A 16143-nucleotide genomic window follows, 5' to 3' on the forward strand; every position below is an offset into this window, starting at 1 on the left:
TTGTCAAAATCAGTTTTTTATTTTTATAAGCATATACAATCATAAATACATACAAAAAATAATTTTTTAATAAAAATATATTTTTTTCATAAAAAACACAGGCTTAAAATGATAAAAAAATTTGTTTAACTACATGCATATAAAAATTAATATAACGGAGTTTTATATGCATACTACTATATATTCAGAAGCTCTTTACGGTATAGAAGGAATACCTATTATAATAGAAGTAAATATATCAGAAGGTTTGCCTAAATTCGATGTTGTAGGATTACCAGATCAGGCAGTAAATGAAGCAAAAGAAAGAGTAATTGCCGCCATAAATAATAGCGACAGATTTTTCCCTCCAAAAAGAATAACTATAAATTTAGCACCGGCAGATTTAAAGAAAACAGGAAGTATGTATGATTTGCCTTTCGCTTTGGGTATACTTTCATCAAGTGCACAAGTATTTTTTTCTGACTTTATGGATAAAACTATTATACTTGGTGAATTGGCATTGGACGGAAGTGTAAGAGAGGTTAAAGGAATATTTTCAATGCTTTTGAATGCTAAAGAATTGGGTATAAAAAATGCTGTAATACCATTCAATAATATGGAAGAAGCTAATATTATTGACGGACTTAATCTATACCCAGTAAAAACTTTAAAAGAAGCAATTGATGCTGTTGAAGGCAAAAAATCTCCTATTATATCAGAAGGCAAATTTAATTTTAATGCTGAAGAAGATGAAACAATAGACTTTTCAGATGTTAAAGGTCAGGAATATGCAAAACGTGCGGCAATGATAGCAGCAGCAGGCGGACATAATTTTATAATGATAGGTTCACCCGGATGCGGAAAAACTTTAATAGCAAAAAGAATACCTACAATACTTCCTCCGCTAACTTTTGAAGAAGCTTTGGAAGTTACAAAAATTTATTCTTCTTATGGTCTATTATCAAAAAATATGCCTATAGTAAAAAAACGCCCTTTTAGAATACCTCATCATACTTCTTCTTATGTAAGTTTAGTAGGAGGCGGAAGAAATATAAAAGCTGGTGAAATAACATTAGCACATAATGGAGTTTTATTTCTTGATGAATTTGTAGAGTTTCAAAGTTCAGCACTTCAGACTTTAAGAGAACCAATGGAAGAAAAAACTATAACTATAAGCAGAGCAAATGGAAGTATTTCTTTTCCTGCTAACTTTACTTTGATTGCTGCTATGAATCCTTGTCCTTGCGGATACTATGGAGATGAAAAACATACCTGCAGATGTTCTGATATAGCTAGAAAAAAATACATTGCTAAACTTTCAGGCCCAATACTTGACAGAATAGATATTTCAATAGAAGTTCGTGCCGTTGAATACAATAAAATGATTTCAAAATCTGATGGAGAAAGTTCTGCTTCTATGCGTAAAATAGTTACTGAGGCAAGAAAAAGACAGGAAAAAAGATTCAAAGAAAACGGACTTAAAATATTTTCAAACTCATCAATGGGTATAAAAGATACTGAAAAGTTTTGCATATTAGATGATAAAGCTAAAAGCCTACTTAATATGGCTATGGAAAAATTTTCAATGAGTGCAAGAAGCTATAATAAAATATTGAAAGTATCAAGAACTATAGCTGATTTGGAAGATAAAGATATTATAGAAGTAAATCATGTTACAGAGGCATTGCAGTATAGATTTAATTTGAATTAACAAATATCATTAATTAAAAATACGTCTAAATAAAAAGGCCCCATATAATATTATATGAGGCCTCAAATAAAATTAACAAAAATTAATATTGTGTCTTTTTCAATCCAGATTCATTGATATATTTAGAAAAAGTTGTTTTATTTATTGTTATATCAGAACCATATTTTTTCATTTCAAATAAATCATCATGACTAGATAAAATAAGATTTATTGATTTGAATTCTTCTTCGCTTTCTTCTGCTGCATTTTCTATTGAACCTTTATAAGGGAATGAAGTAATATCATAATATACACTAGGATCTAAAAAACTGCTTCCTGTTTTTCTAGTTATACCATAAGCATTGATATGATATGTTTCATCTCCTTGACTAAATATACTTGAATCAGGTGCAACTATTGTTAAATGACCCTGAGAATCTACATTCATATTACAATATTTACTTGTGTTTTTATACCAATCACTGCTAAATGTAGCGGAATCTAATCTATCGCTAGTTGGTTGATTCTTCAAAATAGCAGCATATTTTACAGCTTCTCCTGCACTATTATACTGTATAGCATAACCTGTGTTATTATCTTTAAAATATAATAATACAGTTGTTGAAGAATTTTCTAATTTATAGAATGTATAACCAGAACCATATTCATCATATTTACTAACATCTATTACATCAACTGAATTATTAAATTTATTATCAAATAAAGGTACAACATCTATGCTAAAAGTTGCATATTCTGCACTATATGTTGTATTATCATAATAAATATTCCATTTACCATAATATGCTGAATCTATACCATATTTAATTTGATCTTCGCCAGGATTACTGCCGCCGTCTCCGTCTGGATTACTACCACCGTCTCCGTCTGGATTACTACCACCGTCTCCGTCTGGATTACTACCACCGTCTCCGTCTGGATTACTACCGCCGTCTCCGCCAGGATTACTACCGCCGTCTCCGCCTGGATTACTGCCGTCTGGCTGTTCTGTATTGCCACCATTACCGCCATTTCCGCCAGGATTAGTTGGATTATTGTTACTGCAGCTTACAGCAAATAATGATAATGAAGCAATCAATAACAATACTTTAAATAATTTAGTCATAATTTTACTCCTTATAAATTTTAAAATCTTTTATATGTTCCTGTAAAATCTTCTACTATAACTTTAACATTATTATCATCTATAAATTCTATTGATATTGAAACTAAAGTTGTTTGTTCAGAGTATTTTACTTCAACACTATTAAAAAAGAATTTAGTTTCTGTACTATTAGGATCTCCTAAAGTAATAGGATTTACAATATTCCAAGTATGACCTCCGCGTTCAAAATGTAAAGTACTTACAACACCATCTCCATTAAAGAATATACCAGGTCCTCCAAAATATGTACCACTTCTATCTTTTAATGTAAGTTTAGTATTACCTTGATCTCCACCATCACCAGTATTACCGCCGTCACCACCATCGCCGCCGCCTGGCTGTTCTGTATTGCCACCATTACCGCCATTTCCGCCAGGATTAGTTGGATTATTGTTACTGCAGCTTACAGCAAACAATGATAAAGACATAATGAGTATAAATAGTTTAAAAATTTTGTTGTTCATAATAGAACGCTCCTTAAATAAAAAATTTATAATATATCCCATAGCACATTTAATTTTTTTGGCTTTATGAGATAAAAAGCTAGATTGATTGTTTTGAACTACATTTCGAACATTGCTATATACAGCAATAGGATTTGAATATATATTATTTTGAATATTTATAATTATATTATTTTTGAATAAAGATAGAGAATGAAATGTAAAAAATAGATTGCAGATAAAAAGATTATATAGATATACTATCTGCGATGCGATGCGATGCGATGCGATGCGATGCGATGCGATGCGATGCGATGCGATGATCTCTAATTAACTTAAACAATTTTTACACCCTTATATGATTTTATAAAAAGTTTACAACATACCATAAAAAAGTCAACATAGTTTATAAAACTTTTACTAAAAGTTAAAGAAATTATATATTTATTTACCATTTATATAACTGCTATATAAATGGTAAAAATAAATTAATATTATATACAAATAGCTAATTTAGCTTAAACAATCCAAGTTTACATAATTTCTAAATCCTTAAAAAAAACATTAAACAAATTTCAATTATACCGAAAATCTTCTATAAGAAATATTAATTTTTTGGAGGAATACGCCTTATGATGCGTTCATTATTTGCCGGCGTGTCTGGTTTACAAAATCATCAAACTCGAATGGATGTAGTTGGAAATAACATTGCCAATGTTAATACTTACGGATTTAAAAGAGGTAGAGTTACTTTTAAGGATATGATAAGCCAATCTTTAAGCGGAGCAGCTAAGCCCCAAGAAGATAGAGGCGGTATCAACCCTCAACAAGTAGGCTTAGGTATGATGGTTGCAACTATAGACACTATACATACTCAAGGTGCTTTACAAGTTACAGGTGTAAACACTGATTTAGCTATTCAGGGAGAAGGTTTCTTTATAGAAAAAAGAGGCAATAATTCTTATTATACTAGAAATGGTGCTTTTTCTTTAGATAAAGACGGATATTTAGTAAATCCTTCTAACGGTTATAAAGTACAAGGTTGGAATGCTGTACTTAATCCAGAAACTGGCGAAATGGATTTAAACACTGCTGCTGGTGTAGAAGATATTATTATACCAGTAGGTTCAAAAGACCCAGCAAGAGCTACAGCTAATACAAACTTCTTCTGTAACTTACAAAAAAGCGGAGAAACACATCAATCTGATTTAACTATATATGATTCTACAGGTATACCTCGTCAATTAAGAGCTACTTTCACTAGAACAGATGTTAACAGATGGGATATGGTAATAGATGTACCAGATGCTACTGAAGGAAGCGTTAGCGTTTCAGCTGGTGATCCAGTACAAGGCGGCGGAAACAATACTTTCCAATTAGTATTCAATGATGCTGGTTCATTAATTTCAGTAAGCGATGGAACTAACACTCAAACTGAAGGTGTTTTAATGCCTAATGTATCTTTCACTTATCAAGGTACTGAAGGAGAAGTAAACCAAACTATCAATCTTACTATGGGTGAAGTTGGTTTATTTAATGGTATTACTCAATTTGAATCACCATCAACAACTAAAGCTATAGAACAAGACGGTTATACTATGGGTATGCTAGAAGGTTTCAGCTTTGATGACAGCGGTCAAATCACTGGTGTATTCACTAACGGAAACAGAAAAACTTTAGGTCAAGTTGCTTTAGCTAAATTCAACAATGCTGGCGGTTTAGAAAAAGCAGGTGATACTTTATTTGTACAAAGCAATAACTCTGGTGCTGCTAATATAGGTGTTGCTTCAGCAGAAGGAAGAGGTTCTATTAAAGCTGGTACTTTAGAGATGTCTAACGTTGATTTGAGTGAACAATTCACTGATATGATAGTAACTCAAAGAGGTTTCCAATCTAATGCTAGAACTATAACTACAGCAGACCAAATGCTTCAGGAAGTTATAGCTCTTAAGAGATAATAAATAGACTTTTTATAATTTTATAGTATAATAGAGTTAGGAGTTTCTGATTATGATACACATAACAAGGTTTGATGGAAGTATATTATATGTAAATCCGCATCAAATAGAGTTTATGGAGGAGACTCCTGATTTAGTAATAACAATGTTATCAGGAAGGAAGGTAGTAACTAAAGATAGTTTTGAAACGGTGCTAAATAGAATAATAGAATACAGAACTAGAATAGTTGATGAAAAAAGTGTAAAAAAGCCTTCATTCTATGGTAACGAAGAATAAACAATTTAAAAGAAAAAATAAATTTTAGTTAGAGGTCAAAATATGGATATATTTGTACCATTAGGTGTTGTATTAGTTATAGTTATTAACTTATTCGGTATCATTTCAGGAGGCGGTAATGTAGGTCATATGGTTGACTTTGCATCTGTAGTCGTTACAGGTTTGGGAGGTACAACTTCGCTTTTAGTTGCTAATGACTTAGGAACTATATTAGGTGTTCCTAAAGCTATAAAAGTTCTTTTGAAAAAACCTGATTATGATGAAGCACAAATTATTATAACACTTTTAAGTTTTTCAGAAAAAGCAAGAAGAGAAGGTTTATTAGTATTAGAAGATGATATACAAGAAATTTCAGATCCTTTACTTAAAAAAGGTATGCAGCTTGTAGTTGACGGAACAGACCCAGAACTTGTAAAAAATATTTTGAATACAGAGATAGATAACGTAGAAGCAAGGCACGATACAGTAAGAAAAGTATTTGAGGATGCGGCTTCTTTATATCCTGCTTGGGGTATGATTGGTACATTGATCGGACTTGTAATCATGCTTAGAAGTTTAGGCGGCGGCGGCGGTGTTGATGCTATCGGTTCTGGTATGGCGGTAGCACTTATTACTACATATTACGGATCTGTTATAGCTAACGGTTTTGCTTTGCCTATAGCTGGAAGACTAGCAGCAAGACATGCTTCAGAAGCTACTGTTCAAAGTATTATGCTTGAAGGTATATTATCTATACAGGCAGGTGATAACCCTAGAATAGTAAAAGATAAACTTATATCTTTCTTGCCTCCTGCTCAGCGTCAGAAAGTTAATGAACAAGTAGGAGATAGATAATAATTCAGAGGTAAATAATGGCTACTATTAAATTTGGTAAAAAAGCTAAAAAAGCAGGTGATAAGGCTCAAGTACCGGGCCCTTCAGCTCCTTTATGGCTTCAAACTTATGGAGACTTCGTAACATTAGTATTGACATTCTTCGTAATGCTTCTTGCAACAATGTCTAGTTCTGTTAATGACTCTGCTATACAACTTATTGCTACAGCATTCCAAGGTTCATTCGGAGTTATGCCGGGAGGTGCTACACTGTCTCAAAGCAAACTTATTTATGGAGGAGCTAATGCTAATACACTTCCATCTACAGACAGAGGATATTCTATGGGAAGGAGTATTGATAGAGCTATGGCTGTTTTAGACTCTGAAATAAAAAGTAAAAAAGTTAGAGTAGAAGAAGATGAAAGAGGTTTTGTTATAAGTCTTGGTGCTGACCAATATTTTGAATCAGCTTCTACTAATATAATAGACAGTCAAAATAATGTAGAAACATTTATTAAATTGGCTTCATTGCTTAGCGGTATCCCAAATGATATAAGAATTGAAGGTCATACTGATTCAGGTTCTATTATACCAGGAAGTATTACTGAACAGAAATTTGGTAATAACTGGGGACTTTCTTCTGCAAGAGCTATGGTTATTTTAGAGAAATTATTTGAAAATGATCAAACTGGTAAATTAGATAGAAATAAATATTCTATTGCCGGATACGCTGATACTAGACCAGTAGCATCTAATGATTTACCTGACGGACGTGCTTTGAATAGAAGAGTAGATATTGTTATAGTAAGAAATGATGTTACTTACTATAATCAAAGATAACACTAACTAAAAATAAATATTATGCTTTTAGCTAACAAATGGCAAGACTATAAAATTATAGACTGCGGAGAAGGCGAAAAACTTGAGGATATAGGCGGATTTATAGTATCCCGCCCGGATTCTCAAGTTATTTGGTCTAAAAGCCTATCGAAATGGAATAATTTAGATGCTATATATCATCGCTCTGATAAAGGCGGCGGTTATTGGCAATATATTAATAAGCCTAAAGATAATTTTATTATAAAATATCAAGATTTATCATTTAAAATAGAATTCACTAATTTTAAACATATTGGACTATTTCCGGAACAAGCTGTTAATTGGCAATTCATTATAGATAAAATTAAAGAAAAAAAATCTACCACTCATAAAAATAAAGAGATAAAAGCATTAAATTTATTTGCCTATACTGGCGGAGCTACCGTTGCTTGTGCTTATGCTGATTGTAATGAAGTTGTTCATGTTGATGCCTCAAAAAAAATTGTAGGACATGCTAAACAAAATATTGAAATAAATAATCTTCAAGATAAAAAAGTTAGATTTATTATAGAAGATGTAATCAAATTTGTTTTAAGAGAAGTTAGACGCGAAAGAAAATATGATGTAATAATCATGGATCCTCCTGTATACGGACGAGGCCCTAATGGAGAACTTTGGCAAATAGAAACAAGTTTAACAAGATTGGTTGAAGAATGCGTTAAACTTTTATCTGACTCCCCTATTCTATTTTTAATTAACTGCTACACAGCAAGTTTTTCTCATATATCATTAAAAAATATTTTATCAACTTCGATAAAACATAACGGCACTTTTGAAAGCGGAGAAATAGGACTCCCTACAGAAAATTCTAATATAATTCTTCCTTGCGGCATATACGCTAGATACTATTCATAAATATTTATTGTATCAAATAACTTCAAATCTAAATTCATACAATTTATATAATAAGCTCAATAAATATCATATATATAGAACAAATATATAGTACATTTATTTCATAGAAAAATAATTTGCAATAAAAAAGGAGCTGATTAAATAAAATCAACCCCTTTTAATCTTTTAAGTTTAATATATCTTTAATAACTTACAGTACCGCCTCTTTCATGTACTTCTATAAATCTTAATAATTCAGCTTTAACTTCTTCAGCAGTATCCAAAGTAAGTACTCTTTTAGCCAACATTTGACATTCAGGCTTATCTAAAGAAATTATCATTTTCTTAACTTCAGGTATTGATATAGCAGACATTGAGAATACATCAAGACCAAGTCCGAAAAGAAGTGGTACAGCAAGTAAATCTCCTGCCAACTCTCCGCACATAGAAATGATAATACCGCTTGCATGTGCTCCTTCTATAGCCATTTTTATAGCTATAAGTACAGAAGGGTTATAAGGGTCACATATACTAGCTATTCTTTCATTACCTCTATCTGAAGCTAATGTATACTGAGTTAAGTCATTGGTACCTATAGAGAAGAAATCGGCCTCTCTTGCAAAAGACTCAGCTCTAAATACAACAGAAGGAGTTTCTATCATCATACCTAATTCTAAAGCTTCATTAAATTCAATGTTTTCTTTCATAAGTTCCAATTTACATTCATTGAATATAGCTTTAGCCTTTCTTAATTCTTCCAAAGAAACTATCATAGGAAGCATAACTTTTATTTTACCAAAAGCAGAAGCTCTAAGCAAAGCTCTAAACTGAGTTTTAATAATAGCAGTTTTATCTAAACATATTCTTAAAGCTCTCCAACCTAATGCTGGATTTTCTTCTTTAGGCATTTCTAAATAAGGCAAATATTTGTCGCCGCCTATATCCATAGTTCTTATAGTAACAGTATGACCGCTCATAGCAACAGCAACTTCTTTATAAGCTTTAAATTGCTCGTCTTCTGTAGGGAAATCTGTGTTTTCCATAAATAGGAACTCTGTTCTATAAAGACCTATACCATCAGCACCGTTTTTTAGAACTCCGCCTAAATCTGCTGGAGAACCTATATTAGCATATACCCTAATTTTTGTGCCGTCTTTAGATACAGCATCTCTATGGGAATATTCTTTTAATAATGCCATTTTCTTATCAAATTCATCTTTAAGTTTTAGGCACTCTTTTATAGATTCTTCTGTAGGATTTATTATAACGTTTCCTGTATTACCGTTAAGTATTATAGTTTGATCATTTTCTAAATCTTTTAATATCTCACCAATACCTACGACAGCAGGAAGCTCTAAAGATCTGGCCATTATAGAAGTATGTGAAGTACGTCCGCCAATTTCTGTGATAAATCCTAAAGTATTATCTAAATCAAGATTAGCTGTATCAGAAGGAGTTAAATCTCTAGCTACCACTATTGAATCCTTTGGAAGACTAGAAACATCTGCTATTTCACTGCCTTGAATGTTTCTTATCCATCTGTCAGCAATATCAGCTAAATCACAGGCTCTTTCCCTCAAATATTCATCTTCTACTTCACTTAGAATATTTGTATAAACTTCTATTCCTTGTGATAAGGCATAATCAGCACATACTTTATCATCAGCTATGATATTATTAACTTCTTCAAGTAAATCCTCATCTTCAAGTAAAGTTATATGAGCGTCAAATATAGCAGCTTTTTCTTCTGAAACTTTTTTAGCTGTAGATTCTCTTATTTTTAAAAGTTGTTCTTTGGATTTATTTCTAGCATCTAACAACCTTTTTTGCTCATCAACTATATCTTTACAAGGACATTTAGACACTACCAAGTCTTTTTTAATAAGTAAATAGACTTTTCCTATAGCTATACCAGGGGATACCCCTATTCCAGTAATTCTTTTTTCCATATTACAAATTCCAAAAAAAATTAGTCTTTTAAATTAGCAAGAAATTCTTCTATTTTCTTTAAATTTTCCTCTTCATTCTCACCGTCACAATAAACAGTAAGTACTGAATCTTTTTTTACACCTAAAGATAATACCTTTAAAAGTGATGAAGCATTAACTCTTTTTCCTGCTTCATTTTCTATTTCAATTTTACAGCCTGTTAGCGATTTTATGAATGTAACAAACTCATTACCAGGTCTAGCATGAAGACCTGTATCATTTTGTATAGTAACTTTACCTGTAGTCATATTTGAAACTCCTATATTCTTTTCTTATATATAGTTTAAAGTATATCAGTTTTTTCCCATTTGTCAAATTATAGACAATGAAAAACTATATTTTTAGTACAATAAAATAAAATATTATCATGATAATAAACAAAATATTACATAATATATAATCATATAGTATTTTTATTATCTATCATATTAAAATATATACCTTGTAAAACTAAAAAAGGATAAATTTTGCATTTTAAAAGTTTTAAATTAGATATTCCGCCTGTTAAAAAGATTTTTGATTTTATATTATATTTAGATTTTATAAATTTCTTAGTTTCTGAAACGGCATAATTGACTGTGCCTATTGTATTATACATAGCACCTGACATGAGGGCATCTTTTACATTATTGCTTATAGGACTAGGTATATTTTCAACTGCTCCTATCTCATAATATGGTAAAGATGTACTGTTAGATAATGCCTGATAACTTGTTTTTGTACCTGCTATTATCATACCGCCCAAAAATGTAAAATCTGAAAGCATTATGCTTATTGTTGTAGCTGTTCCCATATCTATAACTATTGAAGCATATTTATCTTCATCGCTATATCCCTCAAGACATATAGAGGCATAAGTAGATAAGAGCCTGTCTATACCTACAGCATTTTTAGGCTCATATAAATTATCTTTTAATTTTATATCGCTATGAGTAACCCTATAAGGCTTCATATTAAAACAATCCTCTACACTGCCCTCAAATAAATCATTTACTTTCAATGAAACACTGCTGTAATATATATTTTCTATATATGGGTGATTATTCTTTATTTTATTTAATGCATTTACCAAATCTAAAGCATTACTATGTTCTATAGCTTCATAATAAATAGGAACATTAGTATCTTCAAACATTGCCAACTTAACTCTTGTATTTCCGATATCTGCAAGAAGGTACATCTCTCTTAAGCCTCATCTTTTATGTTATTACTTTCCAAAAATGTTCTTGTTTTTTCTAATAAAAATTCCCTATTATTTAATTCAGGCTCATCTAATATTAAATCAAGCAAATAATTTAATATCTTACCTATTAAAGGGCTAGGTTTTAAATTAAACTCATTAATCAAGTCATTTCCGTCTATTTTCAAATCTTTTACTGTAATTGCATTCTCTTCTTCTATTATCTTATCTATTCTAGCTAAAAGTTTAGGTATAGCCTTACTTTCCTTATCTTTCCTATGTCCGCTTCCTAGCCTGTCAGCTTCTCTAAGCTTCAAAAGAGGTTTTATATTCTCAACCCCTATAGCTCGCATAAATCTTCTAACCGCACCATCTGTCCATTCATCTTGATAGTAGAACATGTGCTGTCTTACCAATAAAGTTACAAAATCTATCTCTGAATTAGAATATTTTAATCTTTTCATTATCTTTTTAGCAACACTAGCACCTACTACCTCATGATTATAATAAACCGGATCATCTTGCTTTGATACCTTCTTCTGAACCATAGGTTTTGCTATATCATGGAATAATGCCGCCAATCTTACCAATAAAGTTAATTCTTCTGTTTCTAAAGGCTCAACTGCCTGTATAGTATGAAGTATATGATAATAAACATCATACTTATGGAATTTATTTTGAGTAACTCCATAACCTTGCATAAGTTCCGGCAATATTAAAGGAAGCACTCCCGTTTTTCTTAATAACTCTAAACCTCTGAAAGGATTATCTGATAATAATATACCGTTAAACTCCTCTCTTATACGTTCTGCCGCTATTGAAGCAAGCATACCAGTAGAATGCGTTATAGCTTCAAAAGTTTCTTTCTCTATTTCAAAATTCAATTTAGTAGCAAATCTTATAGCCCGCATTATTCTAAGGCCGTCTTCCATGAATCTCTCATAAGGATTTCCAACAGATTTTACTATTCTACGCTTAATATCTTTCATACCGTCAAACATATCAATGAGTGTTCCGTCTAAAACATTATAAGCCATAGCATTTATTGTTAAATCTCTCCTAGGCAAATCTTCTTCTATATTAGAAGCATATTCAACATTATCTGGGTGCCTTCCATCGCTATAATTTCCATCGCTTCTGAAAGTTGTAATCTCTACATGCATATCTTCTATAATAACAAGCACAGTGCCATGCTTTATTCCTGTTGGAATAGTGTATTTAAATATTCTCTGCACATCTTCTGGTTTGGCATCGGTAGTTATATCATATTCATGAGGAGTAAGCCCCATTATTGAATCCCTAACAGCTCCGCCAACTAAAAAACACTGAAAGCCTTCAACATGCAATATTCTTGCTATTTCTTTTATTGGATGAGGTATGTCTGTAAATATTTTCTTCACTTAATATCCTACTATATTGAATTCTAGTATTTATATACTATATATAGTATATACAATTTTCAATTAATTACAAATTTATATTATATAATATAGCATAATATATTAATATAAAAAATAATAGGGCTTTATTTTATAATAAAGCCCCACCAAACAAAATAAACAATTTATGAAAAAAACATCACTTACCTGTCACATTTACTGTATCATAATTACTAAAATCGTTTCTGCTTTCCATATCTTTTTTCTCATAATCTTTTAGAGGTATTTTATTTCTTATAGCAGCATAAACTGTAGGTACTATTATCAAAGTAAATGCTGTTGAAAGTAAAAGTCCTCCAAGTATAGCTAAAGATAATGGCTGATACATTTCATTTCCGCTTCCGCCTGATAATGCCATAGGCAAAAGTCCAAGTATAGTAGTTAAAGTAGTCATTAATACAGGTCTTAAACGTCTTGGCCCTGATTCTAATGCTGCCTCATCTCCGCTTATACGTTTTTCATGCATAAGCTGATTCATATAATCTATAAGTACAATACCATTATTTACTACAATACCAATCAAAACTATAAAACCTATTCCGCTGTATACGCTTAAAGTTTGTCCGCCTATAAATAAAGCTATTAAAGAACCGGCAAAACCAAATGGTATAGCCAATGCTATTACAAAAGGTGCTATAAATGATTCAAACTGACTTGCCATTATTGCATAAACTAAAACTAATGCCAATATCAAAGCCTGAAGAAGCTGTAAAAATGCCTCATTCATATCTTCAAAATCACCTGTATAATTGATAATAAATCCTGAAGGTACGAATACTTCTTTTTTTATTTTTTCTTGAACATCAATCATTATATCGCTTAAAGCTCTGTTATATCCTGAAGCTTTTATTGTTGTTATTCTAGTGCTGTCCTTTCTTTCTATTTCTGTAGGGCCGTAACTTTTTTCTACTGTAGCTATTGATGATATAGGTACTATTCCTGCTGTTGTAGGTATCATAAGTCTTGATATATCATCTATTTTTAATCTGTCCGGCTCTCCTAATTGAACATTAACATCTATATCTGTAACATCTGAATTAGCTGGTGTCATAGTAGTAGCTGTTGTTCCTGCAAAACTTGTTTTTATTATATTAGCTATTGTATTTACATTAATGCCCATTTTAGCTGCTATTTCTCTATTAACATATATTTTTAATTCCGGATTAGAGTCATCTCTGCTTAATCTAGGTTCTCTTATACCTTCTATATCTGTTATTACAGAAATTATATTATTAGCAATTTCTGTAGCTTTATCCAAATCATCTCCTACTACTTCTATTTCTATTTCGTGACCGCCTGTTCCTCCATTTCTTCCGCCGCCGCCAATTGCTGAAGTTGTGATGGCTGCTATATTAATTTGTGCCGGATATGATGTTAAAGCATTTCTTGTTATTTCTATATATTCATCAACTGATTTCTTTCTTCCTTCGCTTTTCTCTCTTAATTGTATTCTTATTTCTGCTGTATTTTCTTCTGAGCCTGATTTTACTCTTGACTGCATTCTGTCAAAATCTTCGCCTATTATCTTTTGTATATCGCTTTCCATTCTTGTTACAAATGATTGTGTTTGTTCGGATTTTGTACCAACCGGCATTTTTACATCTATCTTAAATTGTCCTTCATCTGAAGTAGGAAATCCTTCTTTACCTATAAATATCAAGCCTAATGCTATTATTACAAGTATTACTGATAAAGATGAAATCAATACTTTCTTCTTATTTTTTATAGAATAATGAAGTATTGATGAATACAAATTATTAACTCTGTCATGAAAGTTTTTATTAACAAAATTTTCTATAGGTATTAAAAATTTAGTCTTTTTATTTGTTACAAGTCTAGCTCCAAGCATAGGAACTATAGTAAGTGCCACAAATAAAGATCCTATCATAGATACTGTTACTGTAATACATAAATCTATGAATAATTGTCCTGTTTGTCCTTCAACAAAAAGGAATGGTAAAAATACTGCTATAGTTGTAAGTGTAGAAGCAGATATAGCAAGTGCAACTGAAGAAGTTCCATTTATAGCAGATGAATATTTTCCATAACCATTATTTCGGTAATAGAATATATTTTCAAGCACAACAATGGAGTTATCTACCATCATACCAATACCTAAAACAAGCCCTGATAATGATATTATATTCAAAGTTATTCCCATAAAATACATCAATGTAAAAGTGATAATTATTGATATAGGAATAGAAACTGCTATTATAGAAACTGTTTTAATATTCCATAAATAAAGCATTAATATTATAACGGCAAATAAACCTCCCTGCCAAGCTGTGTCTAATACACCTTTTATAGATTCATTTACATTGTCAGCACTATTAAATAAAATTTCGTATTCAACTCCTTCCGGAAGATTAAGATTAGCTAATTGTTTTTGAACTGCTTTAGATACATTAACAGAATTTCCGCCTGATTCTTTATTAACAGAAACTGATATTGCAGGCATTCCATTAATTTTTACTATTTCTGAATCATCGCTGTATCCTTGATAAACTCTGCCTACATCTTTTAATTTTATAGGAGTATCATTTGTTTTTAATGCTACAACTGTATTTTCAATATCTTCTACCGTTGTAAACTCTCCCATTGTTCTTAAAGTATATTTATAAACGCCTTCATAAGTATCGCCGCCTGATAAATTTTGATTCTCTGAAGATAAAAGCGAAACTATACTATTAATATCTATACCATAAGCATGAAGTCTATTCAAAACTAAATCAACTTTCATCTCGCTTTTTAGTCCGCCTCTAATCTCAGCTCTTGCAACTCCTGAAGCTTGTTCTATTTTATTTAATACCTGATTATCTATTAAATTATATAATGCTCCTAGATTATCTGTACCGAAAAAAGCTATTTCCATAATAGGCATCATATCTGTTGAGAACTTAAATACTGTTGGATTTTCTGCATCATCTGGAAGAGAATTTTTTGCTGTATCTATTGCTTCTCTAACATCTGCTGTAGCAACCGCTAAGTCAGTTCCCCAGTTAAACTCTATAAAAACGCTTGATTGTCCTTCTTCTGAAGTAGATGTTATTGTACTAATATCGCTTACTGTAGCAACTGCATTTTCTACTATTCTAGTTACTGATTTTTCAACTTCTTCCGGGCCTGCATTCTCATATTCTGTTCTTACTGTAATATATGGAAGTTCCATATCCGGTAAAAAATCTACTGCCAATTTACTTAAACTTACAAATCCCAGTATAAGTACAGCTATCATACACATGAAAACCGCTACTGGTCTTTTTACTACTAATTCTATAAAATTTCTCATTCAATTCACCCCTGCTTTATATAATAATAGCATACAATCTATTTTTATCAATCTCAATTTGTCTTTATTTTAGACGAATACTTTTGAAAAAAGTTTTAAACAATTTATACCAAAAATATATTTTTTTTATAATTTACATATTAAAAATTCTTTATTTTAGAAATATTCATAATTTTATACACTTTTTTTATTATATACACAATATAT

13 protein-coding genes are annotated in these 16143 nt (G+C 31.1%); 6 read left to right on the forward strand and 7 right to left on the reverse strand.

Annotated features, from left to right (window positions below; translation table 11 throughout):
* Nucleotides 1-166 precede the first annotated feature (166 nt).
* Nucleotides 167-1690: a YifB family Mg chelatase-like AAA ATPase gene (locus Q0K52_RS01870; RefSeq protein WP_297295865.1), complete on the forward strand. Its 1524-nt coding sequence runs from the start codon at nt 167-169 to the stop codon at nt 1688-1690.
* A gap of 82 nt (nt 1691-1772) precedes the next feature.
* Here Q0K52_RS01870 and Q0K52_RS01875 read toward each other — a convergent pair whose 3' ends face one another.
* Together Q0K52_RS01875 and Q0K52_RS01880 are read right to left on the reverse strand one after the other, a co-directional pair.
* On the reverse strand, nt 1773-2795 hold the full coding sequence (locus Q0K52_RS01875; protein WP_297295867.1) for a hypothetical protein: 1023 nt from the start codon (nt 2793-2795) through the stop codon (nt 1773-1775).
* A gap of 20 nt (nt 2796-2815) precedes the next feature.
* Nucleotides 2816-3298 (reverse strand): hypothetical protein, encoded by a 483-nt coding sequence (locus tag Q0K52_RS01880; protein ID WP_297295869.1) that lies wholly within the window; start codon nt 3296-3298, stop codon nt 2816-2818.
* 611 nt (nt 3299-3909) lie between these two features.
* On the opposite strand from Q0K52_RS01880, the gene flgE reads away from it, so the two are divergent.
* Genes flgE through Q0K52_RS01905 form a run of 5 tightly spaced genes read left to right on the forward strand, consistent with a single transcriptional unit; the run spans nt 3910 to nt 8058 of the window.
* Nucleotides 3910-5235 (forward strand): flagellar hook protein FlgE, encoded by a 1326-nt coding sequence (gene flgE / locus Q0K52_RS01885; RefSeq protein WP_297295871.1) that lies wholly within the window; start codon nt 3910-3912, stop codon nt 5233-5235.
* A gap of 52 nt (nt 5236-5287) precedes the next feature.
* Nucleotides 5288-5512: a flagellar FlbD family protein gene (locus tag Q0K52_RS01890; protein ID WP_297295874.1), complete on the forward strand. Its 225-nt coding sequence runs from the start codon at nt 5288-5290 to the stop codon at nt 5510-5512.
* Nucleotides 5513-5554: 42 nt separating this feature from the next.
* On the forward strand, nt 5555-6346 hold the full coding sequence (locus Q0K52_RS01895) for a motility protein A (protein ID WP_297295876.1): 792 nt from the start codon (nt 5555-5557) through the stop codon (nt 6344-6346).
* Between the two features lie 17 nt (nt 6347-6363).
* Complete coding sequence (locus tag Q0K52_RS01900) at nt 6364-7164, forward strand: flagellar motor protein MotB (RefSeq protein ID WP_297295878.1); 801 nt, start codon at nt 6364-6366, stop codon at nt 7162-7164.
* Nucleotides 7165-7185: 21 nt separating this feature from the next.
* On the forward strand, nt 7186-8058 hold the full coding sequence (locus Q0K52_RS01905) for a class I SAM-dependent methyltransferase (RefSeq protein WP_297295880.1): 873 nt from the start codon (nt 7186-7188) through the stop codon (nt 8056-8058).
* 182 nt (nt 8059-8240) lie between these two features.
* On the opposite strand, the gene ptsP is transcribed toward Q0K52_RS01905, so the two are convergent.
* The 5 genes from ptsP to Q0K52_RS01930 all read right to left on the reverse strand — a co-directional run bounded on the left by ptsP (nt 8241) and on the right by Q0K52_RS01930 (nt 15936).
* Nucleotides 8241-9986 carry a phosphoenolpyruvate--protein phosphotransferase gene (ptsP, locus tag Q0K52_RS01910; RefSeq protein ID WP_297295882.1) on the reverse strand — a complete coding sequence of 582 codons (1746 nt, stop codon included), beginning with the start codon at nt 9984-9986 and terminating at the stop codon, nt 8241-8243.
* Between the two features lie 20 nt (nt 9987-10006).
* Nucleotides 10007-10273 (reverse strand): HPr family phosphocarrier protein, encoded by a 267-nt coding sequence (locus tag Q0K52_RS01915; RefSeq protein WP_297295884.1) that lies wholly within the window; start codon nt 10271-10273, stop codon nt 10007-10009.
* 152 nt (nt 10274-10425) lie between these two features.
* Nucleotides 10426-11205, reverse strand: coding sequence for a type III pantothenate kinase (locus Q0K52_RS01920; protein WP_297295886.1), 780 nt, complete (start codon nt 11203-11205; stop codon nt 10426-10428).
* A gap of 5 nt (nt 11206-11210) precedes the next feature.
* Entirely contained in the window at nt 11211-12605 is a 1395-nt protein-coding gene (locus Q0K52_RS01925) for an HD domain-containing protein (protein ID WP_297295888.1), read from the reverse strand.
* Nucleotides 12606-12783: 178 nt separating this feature from the next.
* Nucleotides 12784-15936 (reverse strand): efflux RND transporter permease subunit, encoded by a 3153-nt coding sequence (locus Q0K52_RS01930; protein WP_297295890.1) that lies wholly within the window; start codon nt 15934-15936, stop codon nt 12784-12786.
* Nucleotides 15937-16143: the final 207 nt, after the last annotated feature.

Origin of the sequence: uncultured Brachyspira sp., from assembly GCF_944390845.1 — a bacterium.
GTDB classification, from domain to species: domain Bacteria; phylum Spirochaetota; class Brachyspiria; order Brachyspirales; family Brachyspiraceae; genus Brachyspira; species Brachyspira pulli.

What these genes read in the sequence shown, in the direction of transcription:
- Q0K52_RS01915 (WP_297295884.1), bottom strand. Translation starts at nt 10,273, where the DNA reads ATGACTACAGGTAAAGTTACTATACAAAATGATACAGGTCTTCATGCT.
- Q0K52_RS01880 (WP_297295869.1), bottom strand. Translation starts at nt 3,298, where the DNA reads ATGAACAACAAAATTTTTAAACTATTTATACTCATTATGTCTTTATCA.
- Q0K52_RS01870 (WP_297295865.1), top strand. Translation starts at nt 167, where the DNA reads ATGCATACTACTATATATTCAGAAGCTCTTTACGGTATAGAAGGAATA.
- Q0K52_RS01930 (WP_297295890.1), bottom strand. Translation starts at nt 15,936, where the DNA reads ATGAGAAATTTTATAGAATTAGTAGTAAAAAGACCAGTAGCGGTTTTC.
- Q0K52_RS01895 (WP_297295876.1), top strand. Translation starts at nt 5,555, where the DNA reads ATGGATATATTTGTACCATTAGGTGTTGTATTAGTTATAGTTATTAAC.
- flgE (WP_297295871.1), top strand. Translation starts at nt 3,910, where the DNA reads ATGATGCGTTCATTATTTGCCGGCGTGTCTGGTTTACAAAATCATCAA.
- Q0K52_RS01875 (WP_297295867.1), bottom strand. Translation starts at nt 2,795, where the DNA reads ATGACTAAATTATTTAAAGTATTGTTATTGATTGCTTCATTATCATTA.
- Q0K52_RS01905 (WP_297295880.1), top strand. Translation starts at nt 7,186, where the DNA reads ATGCTTTTAGCTAACAAATGGCAAGACTATAAAATTATAGACTGCGGA.
- ptsP (WP_297295882.1), bottom strand. Translation starts at nt 9,986, where the DNA reads ATGGAAAAAAGAATTACTGGAATAGGGGTATCCCCTGGTATAGCTATA.
- Q0K52_RS01920 (WP_297295886.1), bottom strand. Translation starts at nt 11,205, where the DNA reads ATGTACCTTCTTGCAGATATCGGAAATACAAGAGTTAAGTTGGCAATG.
- Q0K52_RS01890 (WP_297295874.1), top strand. Translation starts at nt 5,288, where the DNA reads ATGATACACATAACAAGGTTTGATGGAAGTATATTATATGTAAATCCG.
- Q0K52_RS01900 (WP_297295878.1), top strand. Translation starts at nt 6,364, where the DNA reads ATGGCTACTATTAAATTTGGTAAAAAAGCTAAAAAAGCAGGTGATAAG.